This window comes from Lacrimispora sphenoides JCM 1415 (genome assembly GCF_900105615.1).
GTDB classification, from domain to species: Bacteria; Bacillota; Clostridia; order Lachnospirales; family Lachnospiraceae; genus Lacrimispora; species Lacrimispora sphenoides.
The window spans coordinates 2078538-2099381 of the sequence record NZ_LT630003.1; the positions used below are offsets into that span (position 1 = coordinate 2078538).

17 protein-coding genes are annotated in these 20844 nt (G+C 44.8%); all 17 read right to left on the reverse strand.

The genetic code is table 11. From position 1 onward, the window contains the following. Nucleotides 1-16 precede the first annotated feature (16 nt). Complete coding sequence (gene thrS / locus BMX69_RS09340) at nt 17-1978, reverse strand: threonine--tRNA ligase (protein WP_054790004.1); 1962 nt, start codon at nt 1976-1978, stop codon at nt 17-19. Nucleotides 1979-2392: 414 nt separating this feature from the next. After that, the gene (locus BMX69_RS09345) at nt 2393-3304 is read right to left on the reverse strand and encodes an AEC family transporter (RefSeq protein WP_100042193.1); all 912 of its coding nucleotides are present in this window, start codon (nt 3302-3304) and stop codon (nt 2393-2395) included. An 83-nt stretch (nt 3305-3387) separates the two neighbouring features. Next, entirely contained in the window at nt 3388-4458 is a 1071-nt protein-coding gene (locus tag BMX69_RS09350) for a branched-chain amino acid aminotransferase (RefSeq protein ID WP_100042194.1), read from the reverse strand. Nucleotides 4459-4562: 104 nt separating this feature from the next. Then, complete coding sequence (locus BMX69_RS09355; protein WP_054790003.1) at nt 4563-5471, reverse strand: acetamidase/formamidase family protein; 909 nt, start codon at nt 5469-5471, stop codon at nt 4563-4565. Nucleotides 5472-5483: 12 nt separating this feature from the next. Continuing rightward, the gene (locus BMX69_RS09360; protein ID WP_100042195.1) at nt 5484-6848 is read right to left on the reverse strand and encodes an MATE family efflux transporter; all 1365 of its coding nucleotides are present in this window, start codon (nt 6846-6848) and stop codon (nt 5484-5486) included. A 202-nt stretch (nt 6849-7050) separates the two neighbouring features. Beyond that, on the reverse strand, nt 7051-8199 hold the full coding sequence (gene fucO / locus BMX69_RS09365; protein WP_100042196.1) for a lactaldehyde reductase: 1149 nt from the start codon (nt 8197-8199) through the stop codon (nt 7051-7053). A gap of 150 nt (nt 8200-8349) precedes the next feature. Further along, the gene (locus BMX69_RS09370; RefSeq protein ID WP_174715209.1) at nt 8350-8919 is read right to left on the reverse strand and encodes a TetR/AcrR family transcriptional regulator C-terminal domain-containing protein; all 570 of its coding nucleotides are present in this window, start codon (nt 8917-8919) and stop codon (nt 8350-8352) included. 98 nt (nt 8920-9017) lie between these two features. After that, nucleotides 9018-9653, reverse strand: a complete 636-nt coding sequence (locus tag BMX69_RS09375; protein WP_100042197.1) for a DUF4318 domain-containing protein — start codon at nt 9651-9653, stop codon at nt 9018-9020. Continuing rightward, on the reverse strand, nt 9646-10104 hold the full coding sequence (locus BMX69_RS09380; protein WP_100042198.1) for a LytTR family DNA-binding domain-containing protein: 459 nt from the start codon (nt 10102-10104) through the stop codon (nt 9646-9648). The genes BMX69_RS09375 and BMX69_RS09380 overlap by 8 nt, the downstream gene beginning before the upstream one ends. 148 nt (nt 10105-10252) lie before the next feature. Next, on the reverse strand, nt 10253-10771 hold the full coding sequence (nrdG, locus tag BMX69_RS09385) for an anaerobic ribonucleoside-triphosphate reductase activating protein (protein WP_100042199.1): 519 nt from the start codon (nt 10769-10771) through the stop codon (nt 10253-10255). A 10-nt stretch (nt 10772-10781) separates the two neighbouring features. Then, complete coding sequence (gene nrdD, locus BMX69_RS09390; RefSeq protein ID WP_100042200.1) at nt 10782-12911, reverse strand: anaerobic ribonucleoside-triphosphate reductase; 2130 nt, start codon at nt 12909-12911, stop codon at nt 10782-10784. Between the two features lie 114 nt (nt 12912-13025). Further along, nucleotides 13026-13646 (reverse strand): flavodoxin family protein, encoded by a 621-nt coding sequence (locus BMX69_RS09395; protein ID WP_100042201.1) that lies wholly within the window; start codon nt 13644-13646, stop codon nt 13026-13028. Nucleotides 13647-13673: 27 nt separating this feature from the next. Next, nucleotides 13674-16817, reverse strand: coding sequence for a DEAD/DEAH box helicase (locus tag BMX69_RS09400; protein ID WP_100042202.1), 3144 nt, complete (start codon nt 16815-16817; stop codon nt 13674-13676). Nucleotides 16818-16839: 22 nt separating this feature from the next. Then, complete coding sequence (gene argS / locus BMX69_RS09405; RefSeq protein ID WP_054789999.1) at nt 16840-18609, reverse strand: arginine--tRNA ligase; 1770 nt, start codon at nt 18607-18609, stop codon at nt 16840-16842. A gap of 476 nt (nt 18610-19085) precedes the next feature. Further along, complete coding sequence (gene efp, locus BMX69_RS09410; protein ID WP_054789998.1) at nt 19086-19643, reverse strand: elongation factor P; 558 nt, start codon at nt 19641-19643, stop codon at nt 19086-19088. A gap of 111 nt (nt 19644-19754) precedes the next feature. Then, complete coding sequence (gene aroQ / locus BMX69_RS09415; RefSeq protein ID WP_025233464.1) at nt 19755-20183, reverse strand: type II 3-dehydroquinate dehydratase; 429 nt, start codon at nt 20181-20183, stop codon at nt 19755-19757. Nucleotides 20184-20330: 147 nt separating this feature from the next. Next, nucleotides 20331-20840, reverse strand: a complete 510-nt coding sequence (locus BMX69_RS09420; RefSeq protein ID WP_100042203.1) for a YqeG family HAD IIIA-type phosphatase — start codon at nt 20838-20840, stop codon at nt 20331-20333. Nucleotides 20841-20844: the final 4 nt, after the last annotated feature.

Here is a 20844-nt window from a genome sequence, read left to right on the forward strand (position 1 = left end):
TAAGCCATGATAGATCTTATTTTGTTTCTTCTGTTATATTTACCTTTTTGATTTCCTTTGTACGGATCTCGCGGCAGATATCATCAATGAAATCGGAAAGCGGACGCTGTCCCTCATCGCCGTTAAAACGGCTGCGGACAGATACGACACCTTCTTCCTCCTCTTTCTGGCCTACCACCAGCATATATGGAAGCTTTGACAGACGCGCCTCACGGATCTTGTATCCGATCTTTTCCGCACGCTCATCAACCGTTGCCAGAACGCCGTTATCCTTTAACTGAGCCGCAACTTTTTCTGCGTAATCATGGTATTTTTCAGAGATCGGAAGAACGCGAACCTGCTCAGGACATAACCATGTGGGGAATGCTCCCTCGTATTTTTCAATCAGCCAGGCCAGGGTTCTTTCATAGCAGCCCATGGAAGTTCTGTGGATGATATAAGGACGTTTATTTGTTCCATCCTTATCCACGAAGCTCATATCAAAGCGGTCTGCTAAGAACATATCCAGCTGAATGGTAATCATGGTATCTTCCTTACCATATACGTTCTTTGCCTGAATATCCAGCTTAGGTCCGTAGAATGCCGCTTCTCCGGCAGCTTCCGTATATTCGATTCCAATGTGGTCAAGGATCTTGCGCATCATGCCTTCCACTTCATCCCACATCTCCGGTGTGCCCATATAATGATCCGCATTATTTGGATCCCATTTGGACATTTGATACGTTACATCGCCTTCCAGGCCAAGTGTTGTGAGACAGTATTTTGCCAGATCTACACAGCCCTTAAATTCCTCTTCAATCTGATCAGGACGTACGATTAAGTGACCTTCAGAAATAGTAAACTGGCGTACACGGGTCAAGCCATGCATCTCGCCGGAATCCTCGTTGCGGAACAGAGTAGAGGTTTCGCCGTATCTGCAAGGCAGATCACGGTAGGATTTCTGGCTCTGTTTGTAAACATAGTACTGGAATGGGCAGGTCATTGGACGGAGAGCAAATACCTCATCATCTGTTTCCTCATTCCCCAGTACAAACATTCCTTCCTTATAGTGATCCCAGTGGTCGGAAATGACATATAAATCCTTCTTTGCCATGAGAGGGGTTTTTGTTCTCATATAGCCCCGCTTCTCTTCCTCATCCTCGATCCATCTCTGTAAGGTCTGGACAATCTTTGCACCCTTGGGCATTAATAAAGGAAGTCCCTGGCCGATTACATCAACTGTTGCGAAAATCTCCATGTCACGGCCCAGCTTGTTATGATCCCGGTTTTTAATGTTTGCCAGATATTCCAGGTATTCATTTAACTCTTCCTTCTTAGCAAAAGCAGTTCCGTATACACGAGTCAGCATAGCGTTTTTCTCGCTGCCTCTCCAGTATGCTCCGGAGGAAGAAGTGAGCTTAAATGCCTTGACGGATTTGGTGCTCATAAGGTGTGGTCCTGCGCAAAGGTCCGTAAACTCGCCCTGACGATAGAAGGAAATTTCTGAATCCTCAGGAAGGTCCTGAATCAGTTCTACCTTATAAGGTTCGCCCTTTTCCTCCATAAATTTAACAGCTTCTTCTCTTGGAAGGGTAAAACGCTCGATTTTTGCACCTTCCTTTATGATTTTCTTCATCTCACCTTCGATTTTGTCAAGATCTTCTCTTGAAAAAGAAGGGATATCAAAATCATAATAGAATCCATTTTCAATGGACGGTCCGATTGCAAGCTTTGCCTGGGGATACAGCCTTTTAACAGCCTGTGCCAGGATATGGCTTGCTGTATGACGGTAAGCAGAAAGACCTGCAGGATCGCTGACCGTAAGAATGCTTAAACTGCAGTCCCCATCAACCTCGGTCCTCAAATCCACAACCTTTCCATCCACCTCGCCGGCGCAGGCATTTCTAGCCAGGCCTTCGCTTATATCGGAAGCGATGTCAATCACTGACATTGCATGTTCATATTCCTTGACTGAGCCGTCTTTTAACGTAATCTTCATTTGCCATCAATCTCCTTTACATAATGTTAAATGTTTTGTTTATCAAAAGTGGATTAGCGAGTAAGCATATCCGTTCGGTGAATCGCTTGTGAAACTAAAAAAAGCCCCTTTCTGTATGCTTCCATACAGAAAGGGACGACTCTATTCAAAGAAATCGCGGTTCCACCCTTACTTGAGTGAACAAATTACACGTTCAAACCACTTCGTATGATGATAACGGAATCACCGTTCCCCATTGCGGGACGCTCCAAGCTGGTCTTCTCATATCATTCCCGTAAGACGCTTTCACCAAACGCGCCTCTCTCTGGCCTTTCCTGATATGATACTGGTCTTGTCAATGCTTTTTCTATATTGCTTTATAGCTTTAGATTATAACACGGTTGTGCCGTTTGTCAAGCGTCATAAAAAAATTTTTTATAAAAGAATGATTAAAGCTGCCGTAATTGCAGCTATGCTGATGACAATTGACAGGGAATTGATTGCGCTTGCTGTCTCAATATCTCCGTTTAATGCACCGGTAAAAGCAGGCGCCACTGATGACACAGGGCCAAGAGACACGATCACCAGTGCCCGGCGTACATCAAGTCCAAAGGGTGCCAGAAAATAAAACCCAACTGCCATTAAAACCGCAATAATATACCTTACTCCTAATATCCTGAGAATGTGGCTCATCTTTTCCTTTTCCATACGGATCTCAAAACCAATGCCAAGCATTAAAAGTGCAAGAAACGCATTGGCTCCCCCTGCGGTATCCGCAATGGTGACCAAAACAGAAGGCAGCTTTATATTAAGTATTCTTAAAGCAGTCATTATGACATACGCATCAAAAGGAGCCGAGGAAAAAAGATTAAGCACAGCCTTTTTCAAGGAAGGCTTTTCCTCCTCTCCGATCACCATACTGGCCAGGGTGTAAGTCATTCCGGTACACATAACAGCATTCCCGGCATCAAACAGGCTTGTGGCTGCAAATCCAACCGGACTCAAAAAGCTCTGTACAAAGGGCATGGTAAAATTTCCCACATTATAACCAGACATGTTGATCATTGCAAAAGCCCTTGCGTCCTTTGTTCTTCGGGCATACATCACATACCCGGCGGCAACCGTCACACAATTGCACAAAAATCCGATTACACATACAAAAAGAATAGAGTAATCCATGGTGATCCTGCTGAAATTGGAAACAATGGCTGCAGGAAGGGTAATCTTGATCACGATCCTGGAAATCAGGTAAAAATCCTTTGCCTGAAAAAAACCTGCCCGTTTGAGCAGGTATCCCATAATAATAATTGATACAAATGAAACTGCTTTTAACAGTACCGCTGTCATATCCGACTCCCTTAATCTTTCTGTATTCCTCAAAACTTCCGGCGGCGCTATAGGATCAGCTCCGCCGGATAAACTCTGTAAATTTATTTTACTTCCACGGACCAGCCCTCTGGCCCTTCAATCATGCCCAGCTGGATGCCGGTAATGGCATCATAAAGTTTCTGGGTCAGTTCTCCGATCTTACCGCCTCCCACAGACATTCTCTCTTCCTCAAACCGAAGCTCACCAACCGGGGATATAACGGCTGCCGTTCCTGTACCAAAGCATTCTTCCATTGCACCGGATCTTGCCGCCGCAACCACCTCGTCAACCGAAACCTTCCGTTCTTCAACAGCCACTCCCCATTTTTTACACAGGGCAATGACGGAATCCCTGGTAACGCCCGGGAGAATGCTTCCGTTTAGCTCCGGGGTGATGACCACGCCGTTGATCTTAAAGAAGATGTTCATGGCACCTACTTCTTCGATGTATTTCCGGTAAACGCCGTCAAGCCATAACACCTGGGAATAGCCTTCATCATGAGCCTTTACCTGAGAAGCAAGGGAAGCAACGTAATTCCCCCCTGTCTTAGCTTCACCGATGCCGCCCTTTACCGCTCTCACATATTCATCCTCGATCCATATCTTGACCGGATCAAGGCCACTGGCATAATAAGCTCCAACAGGCGATAAGATGATCATGAACTTATAGGTGTTGGAAGGCCTGACCCCTAAAAATGGGTCGGTAGCAATTACAAAGGGCCTGATATAAAGGGAGGTTCCCGGTTTTGTAGGGATCCAATCCTGATCTACGTCTACAACTGTCTTTAACCCTTCTAAAAACAGATCTTCCGGAATCTCCGGTATGCAAAGCCTTCGGTTGCTTCTGTTGGCACGCTCGATATTCTTATCAGGACGGAACAGCAAGACCCTGCCGTCTTCTGTCTTGTATGCCTTTAAGCCCTCGAACATCTCCTGTCCGTAATGGAATACCATGGAAGAAGGGTCCAGCTCCAGCTTATGATAAGGCACGATCCTGGGATCATACCAGCCCTTTCCCTCTTCATAGTCCACCTCAAACATATGATCCGTAAATATGGTTCCAAATGTCAACGGGTTATCATTGCCTGGTTTTTCTTTCGGGCAAGTTGTTTTTTCGATTCTGATTGTCTGCATTGATACTCTTCCTTTCCCTTACCGGCATATCTGTCAGTTATTGTAATTTATCTATCATTATCTTCCAAAAAGGGTTGGCTGTCAAGAATCTTAGGCTTTATTTACTAAACCGAAATGGAATCAAAACCATAACTTTGAGTTATATGGCGGGGAAGTTCCATTCTCACCGTCTTCATCGGGTTTACTGTCTGGCAGATGACAAGGTCCCCGGTCATGGTAAGCAGCATGCCGGCTTCCTCATAATCCATCCCAACCTTTTCCTTCATAAACTCATACATCTGCCTGGAAGCCGCCCGCCAGGCCTCCTCCACCTGTTCCCTGGATGCAAGGGTGATAAGCTTATCCTCTGTTTCGATCATTGGATAGGAAACGCAGTTTTTATTTCTCACTACGCTCACCCGGACGATAGCCCGTCCTTCTATTTCCAGACCGCAGTCCTCCACTTCGCCGTCTCCCATGACAGCATGAAAATCTCCCATGGACAAAAGAGCTCCCTCCGCAAATACAGGCAGATATAAGGATGCTCCCTTTTTGATCTGAGTGCAATCCATATTTCCGCCATGGTCCATGGGGGTGATGGTGGATACTCCCTCGCCTGCCGGTGCCACTCCGATGACGCCGATCATGGGTTTTACCGGGATTTTGACCCGTTCATTGAAATAGGCATATCCTCCCTTTACAGGCACCCGCCTTAATACTTTCCGGGGAAATTCCTCCTTTTCGCTTCCGCTGCCAGGCCCTAGCATGACAATACCCACAGGGCCCATTTCAATATCCAGAATATCAATCTTAAGCATATCTCCCGGCATCGCTCCCTCAATATAGAGAGGCCCTGTAGCCGGATTCCCTGGCTTTCTTATGACATTTTCAAAGGTAGCCTCTTCCGGAAGAAACTGGTTTGTAAAGCAGTCGTAGGTCTCAAAGGCCACGATTTCTCCTGCCATGATCCTGCCGCAGGGCGGATTCTCCTTTGCAAGAACATTTGTAATATAATCCCTGGTTATGGTTTTCATACTTTTCTCCTTTTACTGTTTTCTTTTTTCACTAAGCTCCGGCCATATGGTCACCAGCATGGTTATAAAGCAGGCTCCTCCTCCGATGAGATTGGAAACCGGCTCCGCCATAAAGACCCCTGCCACCCCGTTTCCAAGCAACCCCGGTAGGATGAGGATCAGAGGAATCACGATCACCACCTTGCGGAAGATGGAGAAAAATACCGCTTTTCTTGCTTTTCCCAGTGCCACAAACACAGACTGGCCGGCAAACTGCAGGGACATGAAAAAGAAGCCGAAGTAATAGATCCGCATCGCCGGTACACCTGCCTTTATCAGTGCTTCTTCCTGATTGAAAATTCGGATAAAAAACTCCGTAAAGCCATGGACCAGCCCCCACATGACTGTGGTATATGAGATGGAAACTACTGATGTAAAAATAATTGCCCGTTTTACCCGGTCATATTTTTCTGCCCCGTAATTAAAGCCCATGACCGGCTGCGCACCATTGGTAATTCCGCTTACAGGCATGGAGATTACCTCCCGGACCGAATTGATGACGGTCATAACTCCCACATACAAATCGCCGCCATAGTGCTGTAAGGAAGCATTATACATGATCTGTACCAGGCTGTTGGTAATGGACATGGTAAAGCCTGACATTCCAAGGGCAATGATATTTTTCACCCTGTGTTTTCTCAATCGAAAGCAGGAGGTCCTAAGCTTTAAAATCGCTTTCTTTCCTGTCAGGAATTTAACAATCCAGAGAGCAGAAAGAAACTGAGACAATATGGTGGCAAGGGCCGCGCCTCTTACCCCCATATCCAGAACAAAAATAAATATGGGGTCTAAAATAATATTGGCAACCGCTCCCAAAAGAACCGTTACCATCCCTATCGTTCCAAATCCCTGAGAGTTGATAAAGCTGTTCATCCCAAGGCCAATCATAACGAAAACATTGCCAAGCAGGTAAATGCTGATGTATTGATCCGCATACGGATAAGTAAGATCGCTGGCACCGAACAAATACAGCATGGGCTTTTTTAAAATCAGACCCAAAACGGTAAGCCCCAGACCAAAAGCCACCAGGAGGACAAAGGAATTACCCATGATCTTTTCCGCTTCTTTATCATTACCCCGCCCCCTCTCAATGGAGCACAAAGGCGCACCGCCCATGCCGAATAAATTGGCAAAGGCTATGACAATGGAAATGATGGGAAGACACAGGCCAAGTCCTGTTAATGCCATGGTCGCATTTTCCGGAAGCCTTCCTATGTAAATTCTGTCTACGATATTGTAAAGCACATTGATCAGCTGAGCCAATGTCATGGGGACGGCCAGCCCTAATATGTTTTCCACTACGTTTCCTTTTGAAAAATCATTCTTTGTATCTGTCATTTATACAGTCCTTCTTATGATTCTCATTATTTTGCATGGATTCTCTCCTGTTTATTAATCATATCATCTTCCCCGTATTTTTGCATCCGTTTTTCCCCATAAACTTTCCTGATTGTTGGATCCAATGGGTTTTATACCTGAAAAAACAGGAAGGCATTCCAAAGATCATAAATCTTTGAGATACCCTCCTGTGGAACGTGTATTACATAAGGGAACGATACAGTTTAATGATATCTTCCAAACTGGCTTCCCTGGGATTTCCCGGAGCGCATGCATCTGCCGCTGCGGATTCTGCCAGGAACTGCACATCCTCTTCTTTTACAATCTGTGTTAAATCAGCCGGTATCCCTACATCTACAGACAGTTTTTTGACCGAATCAACCGCTGCCTTGCGGTATTCTTCTTCCGTCATGCTCTCAGTTCCTTCCACGCCCATTGCCCTTGCAATGTCACGGTACTTCTCACCGGTTGTTTCGGCGTTGAATTCCATGATGGTAGGAAGCAGAATGGCGTTTGCCACCCCATGAGGCGTGTCATAAACAGCGCCAAGTGCATGTGCCATGGAATGCACGATACCAAGTCCGCAGTTTGAAAATCCCATACCTGTAATGTACTGGCCCAATGCCATGCCTTCCCGGCCTTCGGCGGTATTGTCCACGGCTCCTCTTAAGCTTTTTCCTATTAATTCAACTGCCTTTAAATTGAACATATCTGTGATGGGATTGGCACCCTTTGTAATATAACCTTCGATTGCATGGGTCAAGGCGTCCATGCCTGTAGCGGCAGTCAGGCCCTTTGGCATGCTGGCCATCATGTCCGGATCAACGATGGCAACAATGGGAATATCATGTGGATCCACACAGACAAATTTGCGTTTCTTTTCCACATCAGTGATCACGTAGTTGATGGTAACTTCCGCTGCCGTACCTGCTGTGGTGGGAACCGCGATAATCGGTACGCTTGGTTTTTTAGTGGGAGCCACTCCTTCTAAGCTTCTTACATCTTCGTATTCCGGATTTGCAATGATGATGCCGATGGCTTTAGCCGTATCCATGGAAGAGCCGCCGCCGACCGCTATGATATAATCCGCTCCTGACGTTTTAAATGCCTCCACCCCTGTCTGGACATTTTCGATGGTCGGGTTTGGCTTGATATCTGAATAGATCTCATACTCCATTTCGTTTTCTTCCAGGATCTTTGTGATCTTTGAGGTTACGTTAAACTTAATTAAGTCGGGATCTGATGCAAGAAATGCCTTTTGAAATCCTCTTCTTTTTACCTCGCCCGGAATCTCTAAAATTGCACCGGAGCCGTGATATGATGTTTCGTTTAATACAATCCTGTTTGCCATGATAACCTCTCCTTCTCCTTAATAATTTGACATGTTATTATGTTATTATTTTAACAACATGTAGGCAAAAAATAAAGTTACAATCCGTATACTTTGTAACAATTGTTACAAAAGATACAAACTGTAACTTTTCCTTTATGGCAATCATGACTAAATCAGGCCTACTTCTGAAAATACCGTTTCCAGCTTAGGCGGCATGGCTTCTGTCAGACTTTCCGCCATCTCGGACGGAGTCTGCTTCATGCCCGAAAGGACCCATTTCACCGTCATGTATACGGAACCTCTGCAATACATCTCAAGAAGAAACTGGATTTCTTCCGAAAGCATCTCCTGTCTCTTCCTGGTGATAAGTTCCGTATAAAATCCCATGATCAGTTCAAAATCATGTTCTTTTAAAGAGTTATAATCGTCAGAACGGAACGCCTCCGTAAAGAATACCTTTTCCTTCTTGATAAATTCGAATTTTTCCTTCAGGCTCTGACGTACGGTTTTATCCACCCCGATCTGGGCAAAGGATTCCAGCACCAGCTTGTCAAAATACCAGTTGATCAAATCGTACTTATCTTTAAAATTACGGTAAAAGGTTTGTCTGGTCATCCCACACCCGTCCACAATGTTCTGTACCGTAATTTTATCCACGGGTTTGGTTTTCATGCAATCCTTTATGGAATCGGCCAGACGGTATTTTGTTTTTTCGCTTTTGTTTGGATTGTCAATCATGTTCCGCTCCTGTCCTGTTCATTCTATTTCCTCTATTTTACCATAGGTTCCCAGGTTTGTGAACACTCTCATACTCGGATAGTATCCTGACTTGCCAATTAAAGCTTTGTAATGTCCATGGTATACACAGGTCCTCCATACGTATAGTAACTCCTTAAATCCACCTCATGAAAGACTCCGTCAAGCTTAACCACAGCCGGAATATCCCGTTCTATATATTCCAGGCTCAAGCGGTTTTTGATGCAGTAATTTTCCAGGACAGAGAAAAATTCTTCTTTAGTGCCTGGCTTTTCATTTAAATCAATGACAAGGGTACGTCCTCCCTTTGCTTTATTCAGTTCATTGGCAGTATGCTTTGCATAAAGGTAATTTAACGCCCATCTCCCCACAAGCACCACAGCATCCGATAAGATCATGTATCTTAAATAATCCGGAAGAAATGCAGCAAGAAACAATAAGAGAACTAATAAAATATCAAACCAGTACATAAAAGCCATGCCCCGCAGCCAGCTTAAATCCATTTCAGGCAGCTGTTTTAAGAGCTGGAACAGGCAGCCTGCCGCAAGATGAATGAGAAAAAACAGGCCCAGGCGGTCCATGACGATCTCCAGCCCCTGTCTGCCGGAGAAAAGCCAAAGTCCCATGAAAGCACCTACAAATAAAATCATCCCCAAATCGGCTCCGGAAAACAGAATTTCCCAAAAAAGCTCTCTTTTTCCCTCGTTCCTATTCATAATGCCTCACCTCCAAAATCCTGTCTTTTACCTCTTTTAAATATTTCCTGGAAATATAAGTCACCTGGGAATTTATCATAGAGACCTTCATAAGCCCATTGAGCATAGGAGTATAGGTCCTTACCTTATCTATATTTATGATCACAGACTTGGATATCCGGATAAAATTAGACGGAAGAAGCCGCTCCAGTTCGTAAAGTCTCCTATTTGTCTCATAGGTTTCCTCTTTCGTATGGACCACCTGCTTTTCCTTCACCGTTTCAATCAAATAAATTTCTGTGCTCGGAACCCGGCAGATCTTTTCTTCCCTCTGGCACAAGAGCGTTACCGACCGGAACAAGTCCTGTTCTAAATATTCTGCAAGACGGTCCACCGCCTCATCCCGCTCATGGATGTACAACTCCGCAGATTCTTCCGCATCATGGCTGACTGTTTTAATATTGACCTTCATACTGCTTCCTCCTGACTGCCATTTCATCATATCATATTAGAACCGGTTTTTACAGGGATTATGGGTAAGTGGCCGGTTTTAAACGGTAAGAAGCTAAAACAGGGTATTTTGCCGCCGCCTTTACGGCGGACTGCAAAATACCCTGTTTTTATTCCCACAATACAAGCTTTCCCATATCAAGGGATTCCTGCACTTTAATGATCCTCTGATTGGATGACCCTTTAAACCGCAGCTTTAAATCCTTTTTTTCCACTTCAAACTTTCCGTCTACCATGACATCCAGACAGTCTAAGATCCGCCTTGTCTCTGGAAGCTTTCCAGTCATGTCTCCCAGAATATCCTTTTCAAAATCATAACCGGTGTAGCACCAGATCGTCTTTTCCGGAAAACGCTCCTTTACTTTCTCTATCAAAGACAGGATGCCCTTCTGATTTTTGGGATCCATGGGCTCTCCCCCCAGTAGGCTTAAGCCTGCAATATAGGGATGGTCTAAATATTCCAGTATCTTTGAGCCGGTTTCCGGACCATATTCCTGGCCGTAATGGAAATCCCAGGCTTCGGAATTAAAACACTCCTTGCAGCGGTGATTGCATCCGCTGACAAACAACGACACCCTGACCCCCGGGCCGTTCGCTACATCCGTAGGCTTTATGGTTGCATAATTCATGGCACACCTCCTATAGATGAAGAACCCTGGATTTGATCTCTTTTGTCTTTCCGGTGTTCCAGAAATTCTCTCCCAGATAACCGCAGGTTCTTCTGGTCACATTCATCCGCTTCTTATCTTTGTTATGGCACTGAGGGCATTCCCAATCCATATCTTCATTGATGATGATCTCACCGTCAAAACCGCATTCCTGGCAATAATCTGATTTGGTGTTAAACTCTGCGTACTGGATGTTATCGTAAATGAATTTCACCACTTCTTCCATTGCTTCCAGATTGTTCTGCATATTGGGAACCTCCACATAGGAAATGGCCCCGCCGGAGGAAATATTCTGGAACTGGCTTTCAAAGGTGAATTTGCTGAATGCATCAATGGATTCCCGCACATCAACGTGATAGGAGTTGGTGTAATAACCTTTGTCCGTCACATCAGGTATGTTTCCGAACCGCTCCCGGTCAATTTTGGCAAACCGGTAGCAGAGAGATTCCGCTGGTGTCCCGTATAAGCCGAAGCCAAGGCCGGTCTGCTTTTTCCACTGGTCTACAACCTTCCGCATATAATTCATGACGCGAAGAGCAAACTCTTCTCCTACCGGATCTGTCTGGCTAACCCCCTTCATAAGCTTTGTCGTCTCATAAAGGCCGATGTATCCCAAAGATATGGTAGAATAGCCATTTTGAAGGAGCTGGTCGATCGTTTCACCTTTTTTAAGCCTTGCAATGGCACCGTACTGCCAGTGAATCGGACTTACATCGGAAAGTGTGCCTTCCAGGGACTTATGTCTGCACATCAGAGCCTCATAGCATAGATCCAGACGTTCATCCAAAATCTTCCAGAACGTATCTTCGTCACCCTTTGCCTGAATACCGATCTGCGGCAGGTTAAGGCTTACCACTCCCTGATTAAATCTTCCCTCAAACTTGTAATTGCCATTCTCATCCTTCCATGTAGACAGGAAGCTCCGGCAGCCCATGCAGCTGAATACATTCCCTTCGTAATTTTCCCGCATTTTCTTAGCAGAAATATAATCCGGGTACATGCGTTTAGAAGAGCATTTCACCGCCAGCTTCGTTATGTAATCATATCTTCCGCCCTTTAAGCAGTTACTCTCATCTAAAACATAGATCAGTTTAGGAAATGCAGGAGTGACATATACGCCTGCTTCGTTCTTGATCCCCTCAAGCCGCTGGCGGAGGACCTCCTCCACGATCATGGCATTTTCCTTTAAGTATTCATCGTTATCATCAAGGCATAGGAACAGGGTTACAAAGGGTGCCTGTCCGTTGGTTGTCATTAAGGTGTTGATCTGGTACTGAATGGTCTGGACTCCGGATTTTAACTCATCTCTCAGACGGATGGCAGCCATCTTTTCCACCATCTCAGGAGAAATCGTATCCCCGAATTCTACACGGATCTGCTTATGGAATTTATCATTGCTTTTTCTTAAATATTTTCCCAAATGACGGATATCTACGGACTGGCCGCCGTACTGGTTACTGGCAACAGCCGCTATGATCTGGGTCATGACCGTACACGCCACCTGAAAACTCTTAGGACTCTCGATCATTTTTTCATTCATCACGGTACCGTTATCCAGCATATCACCGATATTGATCAGACAGCAGTTAAAAATCGGCTGTACGAAATAATCCGCATCGTGGAAGTGAATGGAGCCCTGGTCATGGGCAAGTGAAATCCTCTCCGGAAGCAGCATTCTTCTGGTTAAGTCTCTGGACACCTCTCCTGCGATGTAATCTCTCTGAGTCGATGCCAGAATGGTATTCTTGTTGGAATTTTCTTCTGCCAGTTCCTTGTTCTCATTTTTAATCAGCTTTAAGATAGACTCATCGGTTGTGTTTGCCTTCCGAAGCAGAGCCCTCTGGTAACGGTAAATGATGTATTTTTTGGAAAGCGTATATTTGTTCTTATTTACCAGACTGCTCTCGATCATGTCCTGAATTGCTTCCACACTGATCACGCCTTCGTTATCTCTCTCCACATGATCCAGTATTGTATCAATCATTTCTTCTCCGGCCCGCTCAGAAGCTTCCACCTCTGCATTGGCTTTCCGAATGGCTGTAATGATTTTTTCTCTGTCATATTCCACAATTCTGCCGTCACGTTTTTGAACTTTAATCATCCCTGTCACCTTAACCTCTTCTATATTTTGTATCTCTAAGTTTTGAATCACTACATATAGTGCCTATCTCATTATACACCACAACCAAAAAAAGTAAAGGGAATTTTTTCTTGTTTATCGTATGAAATTTGTCCTTGGGATTTCTTCCCAGGCGGGAAGGCTGATTCCTGCGGCCTTTCCTACCTCAAGACATTTTAAAAGCCATGCCATATTTTTTCCGAGAGCTCTCATGGTGTGAAGCCCTTCCAAATCCTGCTCCACCTCCTGAGGTGTAAATCCGTGAACCATGTTCCAGTAAGTGGAAGAAACCACCGGCATCTGGGCAATGGTAAAATATTTGTTTAAAACATCAAGAGAAGCGGTGGTTCCTGCTCTCCGGGCGGACACAACAGCTGCTCCAGGCTTAAAGGCAAAATCCCTTCCTGCATAAAACAAACGGTCCAGGAAGGAAAGCACGGTGCCGTTGGGAGAAGCATAATGAACAGGGGAACCTACGATCAGCCCATCCGCTGTTTCCATTTTATCAAGCACCTGATTAACCAAATCATAAGTAAATACGCATCTTCCTGTTTCTGAACACTTCTGACAGGCAATACATCCATGGACAGACTGGCTCCCTACGTGAAGGATCTCTGTCACAATGCCTTCCTCATTCAAGGCCCATTCCACCTCAAGGAGGGCACGGTTGGTACAGCCTCTCTCATGAGGGCTCCCATTTAACATTAGTACTTTCATCACTTATCCATCCTTTCATTCAATTAACTATATATCCAAAAGCCCCAATAAATCCTCTTTGGTCAGATTACTTAAGGACACGGTTCCCTCTGTAATAATCTGTTCCGCCAAATCTTTTTTGGATTCCTGAAGCTTTAAAATATTTTCCTCAATCGTCCCCTTTGTGATCAGCTTGAATACGCTCACCTGTTTCTCCTGGCCGATCCGGTGGGCCCGGTCCGTGGCCTGGTTCTGAGCTGCCACATTCCACCATGGATCAAAGTGTATGACCACATCCGCCGCAGTCAGGTTAAGTCCAGTACCGCCTGCCTTTAAGGAAATCAGGAATAAGGGGATCTCATCGTCTTTAAAGGAATTTACCATATGGAGCCTATCTTCTTTCGGAGTTGCTCCGGTCAGCATATAGAATGGAACCGCCTCTTTTTTCAGTCTTTGACCGATCACATCAAGCATAGAGGTAAACTGGGAAAAGAGCAGGATCTTGTGCCCGCCTTCTACCCCGTTCCGAACCAGGTCAATGCAGGTTTCCAGCTTTGCAGATGCGCCTCTGTAATTCTCATAGCACAAATGAGGATCACAGCAGATCTGACGGAGTCTTGTAAGCGCCGAAAGGATCTGGATATTATCCCTTCCCGAACTGCCATCTAAATTTTCAAGCTCCTGCTTTAAGCGGAATGCGTTTGCCGCATACAGCTCTTTTTGCTCTTTGTCAAAAGCGGAATAAACAATGGTTTCCAGCTTGTCCGGCAATTCTTTCAGCACATCTTTCTTAAGCCGCCTTAAAAGGAAGGGGCCGATCAGGCGGTGAAGGCTCTCCAGCGCCGGCCGTTCCTGTTCCCTGACAATGGGAATTTCATATTCTTTTTTAAATTTACGATAAGAAAAGAGAAATCCCGGCATCAGGAAATCAAAAATGCTCCATAGCTCTGATAAACGGTTTTCAATGGGAGTACCGGTTAAAGCAAACCGGTTTCCTGCATCAATGCTTTTTACCGCTTTTGCACTCTGAGTGGATGCATTTTTGATGTATTGGGCCTCATCAATGACCTGAAACCGGAAGAACTTATCCTTATAAAAATCAATATCCCGTTTTAATAAGTCATAGGATGTGATCAGCACATCTTCCTCATCCGTATGCATTAAAAGCTCTTCCCGCTCCCCTGCCTGGCCGGTGATCGTAGTAACTTTAAGAGAAGGAGCAAAAATGTGAAATTCATTCTCCCAGTTGTATACCAAGGATGCAGGGCAGACGATAAGGGAAGTTGTATGTTCCTTTTTACCTGCTTCATCAAGGAGCAGGGCTATGATCTGGATGGTCTTTCCAAGTCCCATATCATCGGCAAGGATTCCGCCAAAGCCATAGCTGTCCAACGTCTTAAGCCAGCGGTATCCCGTCTTTTGATATCCTCTCAGCACATGGCGCAGAGGCTGGGGGACCTCAAAATCACTGTCCTCCACAGACTTCATTCCCCGAACCACCGCCTTATAGAGCTGGTCCCGGTAAAGGGTAATGCCGTTTCCTTCTTTTAAAATGCTGTCCAGATAAAGCGCCCTGTATTTAGGCAGGCGGAACGACTTGCCCAGCTTGTCAGGGTCAGCAGATAAGCCCTCAATCAGCTTTGCAACCGTCATAAGCCCGTTGTCGTCAAGATTTATAAACTCCCCGCTTTTTAAGCGGTAATACTTCTTTTTCTGGCTATATACTTCCAAAAGCCTGCTTAAGTCCTCTCCTGACAGCCCTGCCGTATCCACATCCAGTTCCAGCCAGTTCCCTACACTCCGGACTCCGATGGATACCTTGGGAGGAGGAAGAACTTTTAACTTTTTAAAGGATTCGGAAAAATAGACTTCTCCCAACGCCATGAACTCACTCATCCCTGAAGTAAGTAACCGGTATACCGCTTCCTCATCATCCCGAATGGCCGGATATTCCGATTCATATTCCTTATATTTAAAGTAGCGGGTTATCAGGCGGCTGATGCGGAACTCTCCCGGCACATCCCGGCAAACGGTGCGGGGCAGGCGCTCATCTTCCACCGGCTGGAAGGAATAGTCCCCATAGGAAAGGGTCGGCTTTAAAATCAGCCCGCCCTGCCCATCGGAATCAAAATCAAACCTCGCCTTTAACTCCTCCGGTTTATAAGCTTCCAGATCCAGTTCTTTGGAATCTATGGTGCAGTAGGCAGCAATCCTTTTTAAAACCCGTTCATAAAAAAGAGGCATATCCTTGTCATTGATTTCCGTTTCATAGGTAGGTTTAAATCCTTCCATCATCTGCCCCAGAAACACGGAGAGGGCCTCACTGCAGGGCTGGTCACAGCAGTATAAGTATTTCATATCTGCAAGATATAAGCGGTGTTCCCCCTCAAAGGTCAAAAGCTCCCGGTCAACGGACACCAAAACTCCATCCCGTCCCTGACGCTTTACCGTAACCTTTAAGTTGGGATTGCGGTCAACGATCATCAGCTGCCGCTTCTGCCCCTTGTAATCCTCAAATTCCAGGGTCTCTCCCATCATGATTCCAAAAAAACGGTCCCGGTTTGCGCGGCTTAAATTTAAAAACCGCAGAACTGGTTTTGTGGAAAAGGAACTTTTCTGAAACTGTTCATAATGCTCACAATATGCATTTACAATCTCCAGCACAAATTCCAGAAGGGGGCGGCTCTCCTTCGCAAAGGCAGAAGGGCTGTGATGAAACGCAAGATTTTTGCCGTATTCCACATAGGTGCCGTTTTCTACCGCATTTGCAAATGCAGCCAGATCCTTCACCATGTAGAGCCGGTCCTTCCCAAGCTTAAATTCCAGCTTCACTTCTCTTCGGCTGATGAGGAGGGATAGGGAAAGTTTCACCTGTTCCTCTTCTCCCTCGCTCATGATCCGGGATACCTCCCGGTTGGTATATTCCCGGATCATGGCTCTTGCCTGCTGGGAAGTGAGTACAGGCCTTCCAGGGTTTGAGTCCAGCTCTTTATACACCTCAAACAGAGCTTTGCAGTGAGGACACATCCCGCGGTAAGAATTTCCCTGGGCACAAGAACAAGAGTAGTCAAAAACCTGACTACCCTTGATATGCAAATTTGCCTTATATTCCTTTCCCTGATCCTCCACCAGGGCACTGACACCTGATTCACCCTTCCAGAAGGTATTTGTCGTCAAGTGTGATACTCTCATAGTTCCTCACATCCGTTCACCATTACATTCGTTCCGGCGCTTCGATTCCCAGTACGCCAATGCATGCATTTAATACATCCTTGGTCAGCCTGATAAAACGGATCCAGGATGCCTGCCGTTTTTTATCCTCTTCGGATATGATCTTGGTATCATGGTAAAAACGGTTAAATGCATTGGCAAGTTCATAAATGTACTGGCATATTTTATGGGGCGCAAGCTCCGTAAAGCCTGTTTCCATGATTTCATTATATCTGGAAAGCTGGAGCATCAAGTCTTTTTCTGCCTCTGATGCAGCTGCAAGAATCTGCTCCTCACCCTGGTATTTAACCTCAAGGTCCTGGTATTTTGCCAGAATGGACTTAATTCTTACGATCGTATAAAGGATGTAAGGACCGGTATTTCCCTCAAAGGATACGAAACGGTCCATATCAAATACGTAATCCTTGGATGCCTGATTAGACAGATCCCCATACTTTAAGGCTGCCATTCCCACGATCTTTGATGTTTCCTCTGCCTCTTTCTCAGAAACAGTACGGTTCTCCATGATCTTTTCATAAGCTGCCTGGCTGATGTCAGAAATCAGTGTTTCCAGACGCATAACTCCGCCGTCCCTTGTCTTAAATGGCTTACCGTCTTTTCCGTTCATGGTTCCAAAGCAAAGATGAGACATCTTCTTATCCTGTGATACAAAGCCTGCCTTTTTCGCCACGCGGAACACCTGGACAAAATGCAGTTCCTGACGTTTATCCGTAATATAGATATACCAGTCAGGCTTTATATCTTTCTCACGTTCAATGATGGTTCCAAGATCAGAAGTAGAATAAAGGGCTGCACCGTCAGATTTTCTTACAATACAGGGAGGAAGTTCTTTGGTATCCCTCTCTTCTCCAATATCCACAACAAGGGCTCCCTGGCTTTCATAAGCAAGGCCCTTATCTTCCAGCTCCTTTATTAAACCGGCAATATAGGGTTCCGCATCGCTTTCCCCTTTCCATAAATCAAAGGAAACATTGAGATTTCCGTAATTTTTCTTTAAATCAGAAACAGATACTTCTATAATATGACGCCAGATGGCACGGTAAGGTTTAAAACCGTTTTGCAGCTTCAAAGTGGCATCATGAGCTCTGGTGCTGAATTCCTCATCGGATTTGGCTTTTGAACTGGCCGCAGGGTATATCTCTTCCAACTCACTGATGGTAAAGGGTGCTTCCTTTGGATACTCTCCTTCATAGGACTCGTCAAAATAAGGCAGCTCCGGTTTTCTGTCCTTAAGCTCCTCAATGATCAGTCCCATCTGAAGGCCCCAGTCTCCCAGGTGAACGTCTCCAATGACATGATGTCCAAGGAAACGGCCCATTCTCTTAATACTCTCCCCGATAATCGCGGAACGAAGATGACCTACGTGCAGAGGCTTTGCAACATTGGCACCGCCGTAATCCACCACAATTGTCATGGGGTTTTCTGTTCTTTCACAGCCGCATTGTTCTTCGTCAGCCATGCCGTTCATATAGTCTGCCAGATAATCTGAATTGAGCTTTAAATTGATAAATCCCGGCATCACTGCATCCACCGCAGCAAATACATGACTGGCGACAAGCTTTTCTACCACTTCCGAAGCTATATCAAACGGTTTCTTTTTATAAGCCTTGGCTGCTGCCATGGCTCCGTTACACTGGTATTCGCAAAGGTCCGGACGATTAGATAAGGTTACCTTTGCATAAGCCTCATCATATCCGCAGTTCGCAAATGCTGCCTTCATCTCTGCTGTAATCAAATCAAGAATCTTCTTCATCAGTTCCTGGTCTCCTTTTTCTATTCCAGATATTTCTACGCTAAATATTAATTATATTACAAGTGACCTTAAAAATCAAATTCTTTTCCCTTTTCTTTTCCAAAACCGTACTGCTCCATGATCTTCAGCCACATGGACAGGAATAGGTGATCCGGTAATAAAATAAGCGCCTTTTTAAGTTATGAGGATCGCACAATCCTTATCTTACCCAAAAAGGTGCTTTCTTTTATTATTTTATCATATTTACCTTCTATGCTTGCAATATTCTCTTATTGCATTTCCCCGTATTTAAATATTTTCCCGTATGATTCTGCATGGATTGCCATATGCAATCTGATGATCAGGTATATCTTTTGCGAATACCTTTAAAATACAAAAACAACGCAGGAATATTAGAACGGACCTTTCTACGTTGTTTTCCCAATATCATACATAATTAATAAAAGGACCTTGCAGATCGCCCGGTCCTTTTCCTTTTATACTCTGGACAGGTATTCACCTGTACGTGTATCAATCTTAATCTTGTCACCCTGATCTACAAATAAGGGAACATATACTACTGCACCGGTCTCAACCGTAGCTGGCTTGGTAGCTCCCTGAGCGGTATCACCCTTGAATCCCGGCTCTGTATCTGTAATAACCAACTCCACGAATAACGGAGGCTCTACGGAGTATACCTTACCATTATAAGAACATACCTTAACCGTCTCATTCTCTTTTACAAACTTTAACGCATCACCGATTATATCTGGAGATAACGCCATCTGCTCATAGGTATTCGTATCCATAAAGTTATGAAGATCTCCATCAGCATACAGATACTGCATGTCAAATCTATCGATTCTTGCCTGTGGGAACTTCTCTGTCGGGCGGAATGTGCGCTCGTTAATGCCGCCGTTTACCACATCTTTAATCTTAGTTCTTACGAATGCAGCACCCTTTCCAGGTTTTACATGCTGGAACTCCATAATCTGATAAACAGTACCCTCGATCTCCAATGTGATACCGTTTCTAAAATCACCCGCTGATATCATAAATGATATTCCTCCTTGAATTTCTCTTCTTAACCTTTTATATTCTATACTATAACAAATACATTTTCAACAGTTTTTTACAAATATCTCCCTTTTCTTGAATCGGAGCAATTATTTTCCTGTTAAATAATCCATTGCAAGAGCATATCCCTTAAGCCCCAGACCAACTACTTGTCCGGTACAAACAGGCGCCGTCACTGATGTATGGCGGAACTCCTCTCTCTTATGGACATTTGATATATGGACTTCAACCTTGGGAATCTCTACGGAACCCAGGGCATCTCTAACGGCATAGCTGTAATGGGTAAACGCTCCGGGATTAATGATGATCCCTTCTGTTCCATTGTGATATGCCTCCTGAATTTTATCGATGATTCCACCTTCATAATTACTCTGAAAGACTTCCAGCTCATGACCTTCTCTCTGCGCTTTTTCTTCCAGCATGGATACCAGCGCATGATAATCCTCTGTTCCGTATATTCCCTTTTCGCGGATTCCTAAAAAGTTTAGATTCGGCCCGTTTAATACAAGAATTTTCATATCCTTTTACCACCTTTTCTCATGCTTTCCTAGCAAAGCATCTCCAGTTTGTCCCGGATCAGCCGGCTTGTCCGAATCGTCTCATCCGTATTATAACCTGTCAGGCTGTCTTTTACCCGTCAGAAATGTTCTTTCACCTGACACAATTCACTTTTTTCTTTTCTTATCTCTGTGATAAAAATACAGCACAACTGCTTCTAAATATCTCTTTAAAACAATTTGGATTTCTTCTTTTGGATGAATCGGCCTGACCAGAATGCTGTAGATTCCGGCTCTTTTGGCTCCATAAACATCGGTAAAAAGCTGATCCCCCACAAAAACCGTATGTTTCGCATCCGTTTTCATGAACTCCATCGCTTTTTGATAGCCTTTTCTCCAGGGCTTGTTTCCTTTATAAATATAATGAGGGCTGCCCGCAGCCCTGGCAAAGGAAGCCACTCTCGGCTCTTTGTTGTTGGAAAGGAGGCAGGATTCCATCCCAAGGTTTTGCAGATGTAAAAACAATTTCTTAGCTCTTTCATCTGCGGGCGCACCATGAGGCACCAGAGTATTGTCAATATCAAAAATCACGCCTCTGATCCCATTCTTATATAATTCTTCGAAGGATATGTCATATGCTGATGCCGCATCTTTATCCGGATAAAATACTTTAAACATATAT

Coding starts and splice junctions, on each gene's coding strand:
- thrS (WP_054790004.1), bottom strand. CDS start 1,978: ATGAAGATTACGTTAAAAGACGGCTCAGTCAAGGAATATGAACATGCA.
- BMX69_RS09345 (WP_100042193.1), bottom strand. CDS start 3,304: ATGACAGCGGTACTGTTAAAAGCAGTTTCATTTGTATCAATTATTATT.
- BMX69_RS09350 (WP_100042194.1), bottom strand. CDS start 4,458: ATGCAGACAATCAGAATCGAAAAAACAACTTGCCCGAAAGAAAAACCA.
- BMX69_RS09355 (WP_054790003.1), bottom strand. CDS start 5,471: ATGAAAACCATAACCAGGGATTATATTACAAATGTTCTTGCAAAGGAG.
- BMX69_RS09360 (WP_100042195.1), bottom strand. CDS start 6,848: ATGACAGATACAAAGAATGATTTTTCAAAAGGAAACGTAGTGGAAAAC.
- fucO (WP_100042196.1), bottom strand. CDS start 8,199: ATGGCAAACAGGATTGTATTAAACGAAACATCATATCACGGCTCCGGT.
- BMX69_RS09370 (WP_174715209.1), bottom strand. CDS start 8,919: ATGATTGACAATCCAAACAAAAGCGAAAAAACAAAATACCGTCTGGCC.
- BMX69_RS09375 (WP_100042197.1), bottom strand. CDS start 9,653: ATGAATAGGAACGAGGGAAAAAGAGAGCTTTTTTGGGAAATTCTGTTT.
- BMX69_RS09380 (WP_100042198.1), bottom strand. CDS start 10,104: ATGAAGGTCAATATTAAAACAGTCAGCCATGATGCGGAAGAATCTGCG.
- nrdG (WP_100042199.1), bottom strand. CDS start 10,771: ATGAATTATGCAACCATAAAGCCTACGGATGTAGCGAACGGCCCGGGG.
- nrdD (WP_100042200.1), bottom strand. CDS start 12,911: ATGATTAAAGTTCAAAAACGTGACGGCAGAATTGTGGAATATGACAGA.
- BMX69_RS09395 (WP_100042201.1), bottom strand. CDS start 13,646: ATGAAAGTACTAATGTTAAATGGGAGCCCTCATGAGAGAGGCTGTACC.
- BMX69_RS09400 (WP_100042202.1), bottom strand. CDS start 16,817: ATGAGAGTATCACACTTGACGACAAATACCTTCTGGAAGGGTGAATCA.
- argS (WP_054789999.1), bottom strand. CDS start 18,609: ATGAAGAAGATTCTTGATTTGATTACAGCAGAGATGAAGGCAGCATTT.
- efp (WP_054789998.1), bottom strand. CDS start 19,643: ATGATATCAGCGGGTGATTTTAGAAACGGTATCACATTGGAGATCGAG.
- aroQ (WP_025233464.1), bottom strand. CDS start 20,183: ATGAAAATTCTTGTATTAAACGGGCCGAATCTAAACTTTTTAGGAATC.
- BMX69_RS09420 (WP_100042203.1), bottom strand. CDS start 20,840: ATGTTTAAAGTATTTTATCCGGATAAAGATGCGGCATCAGCATATGAC.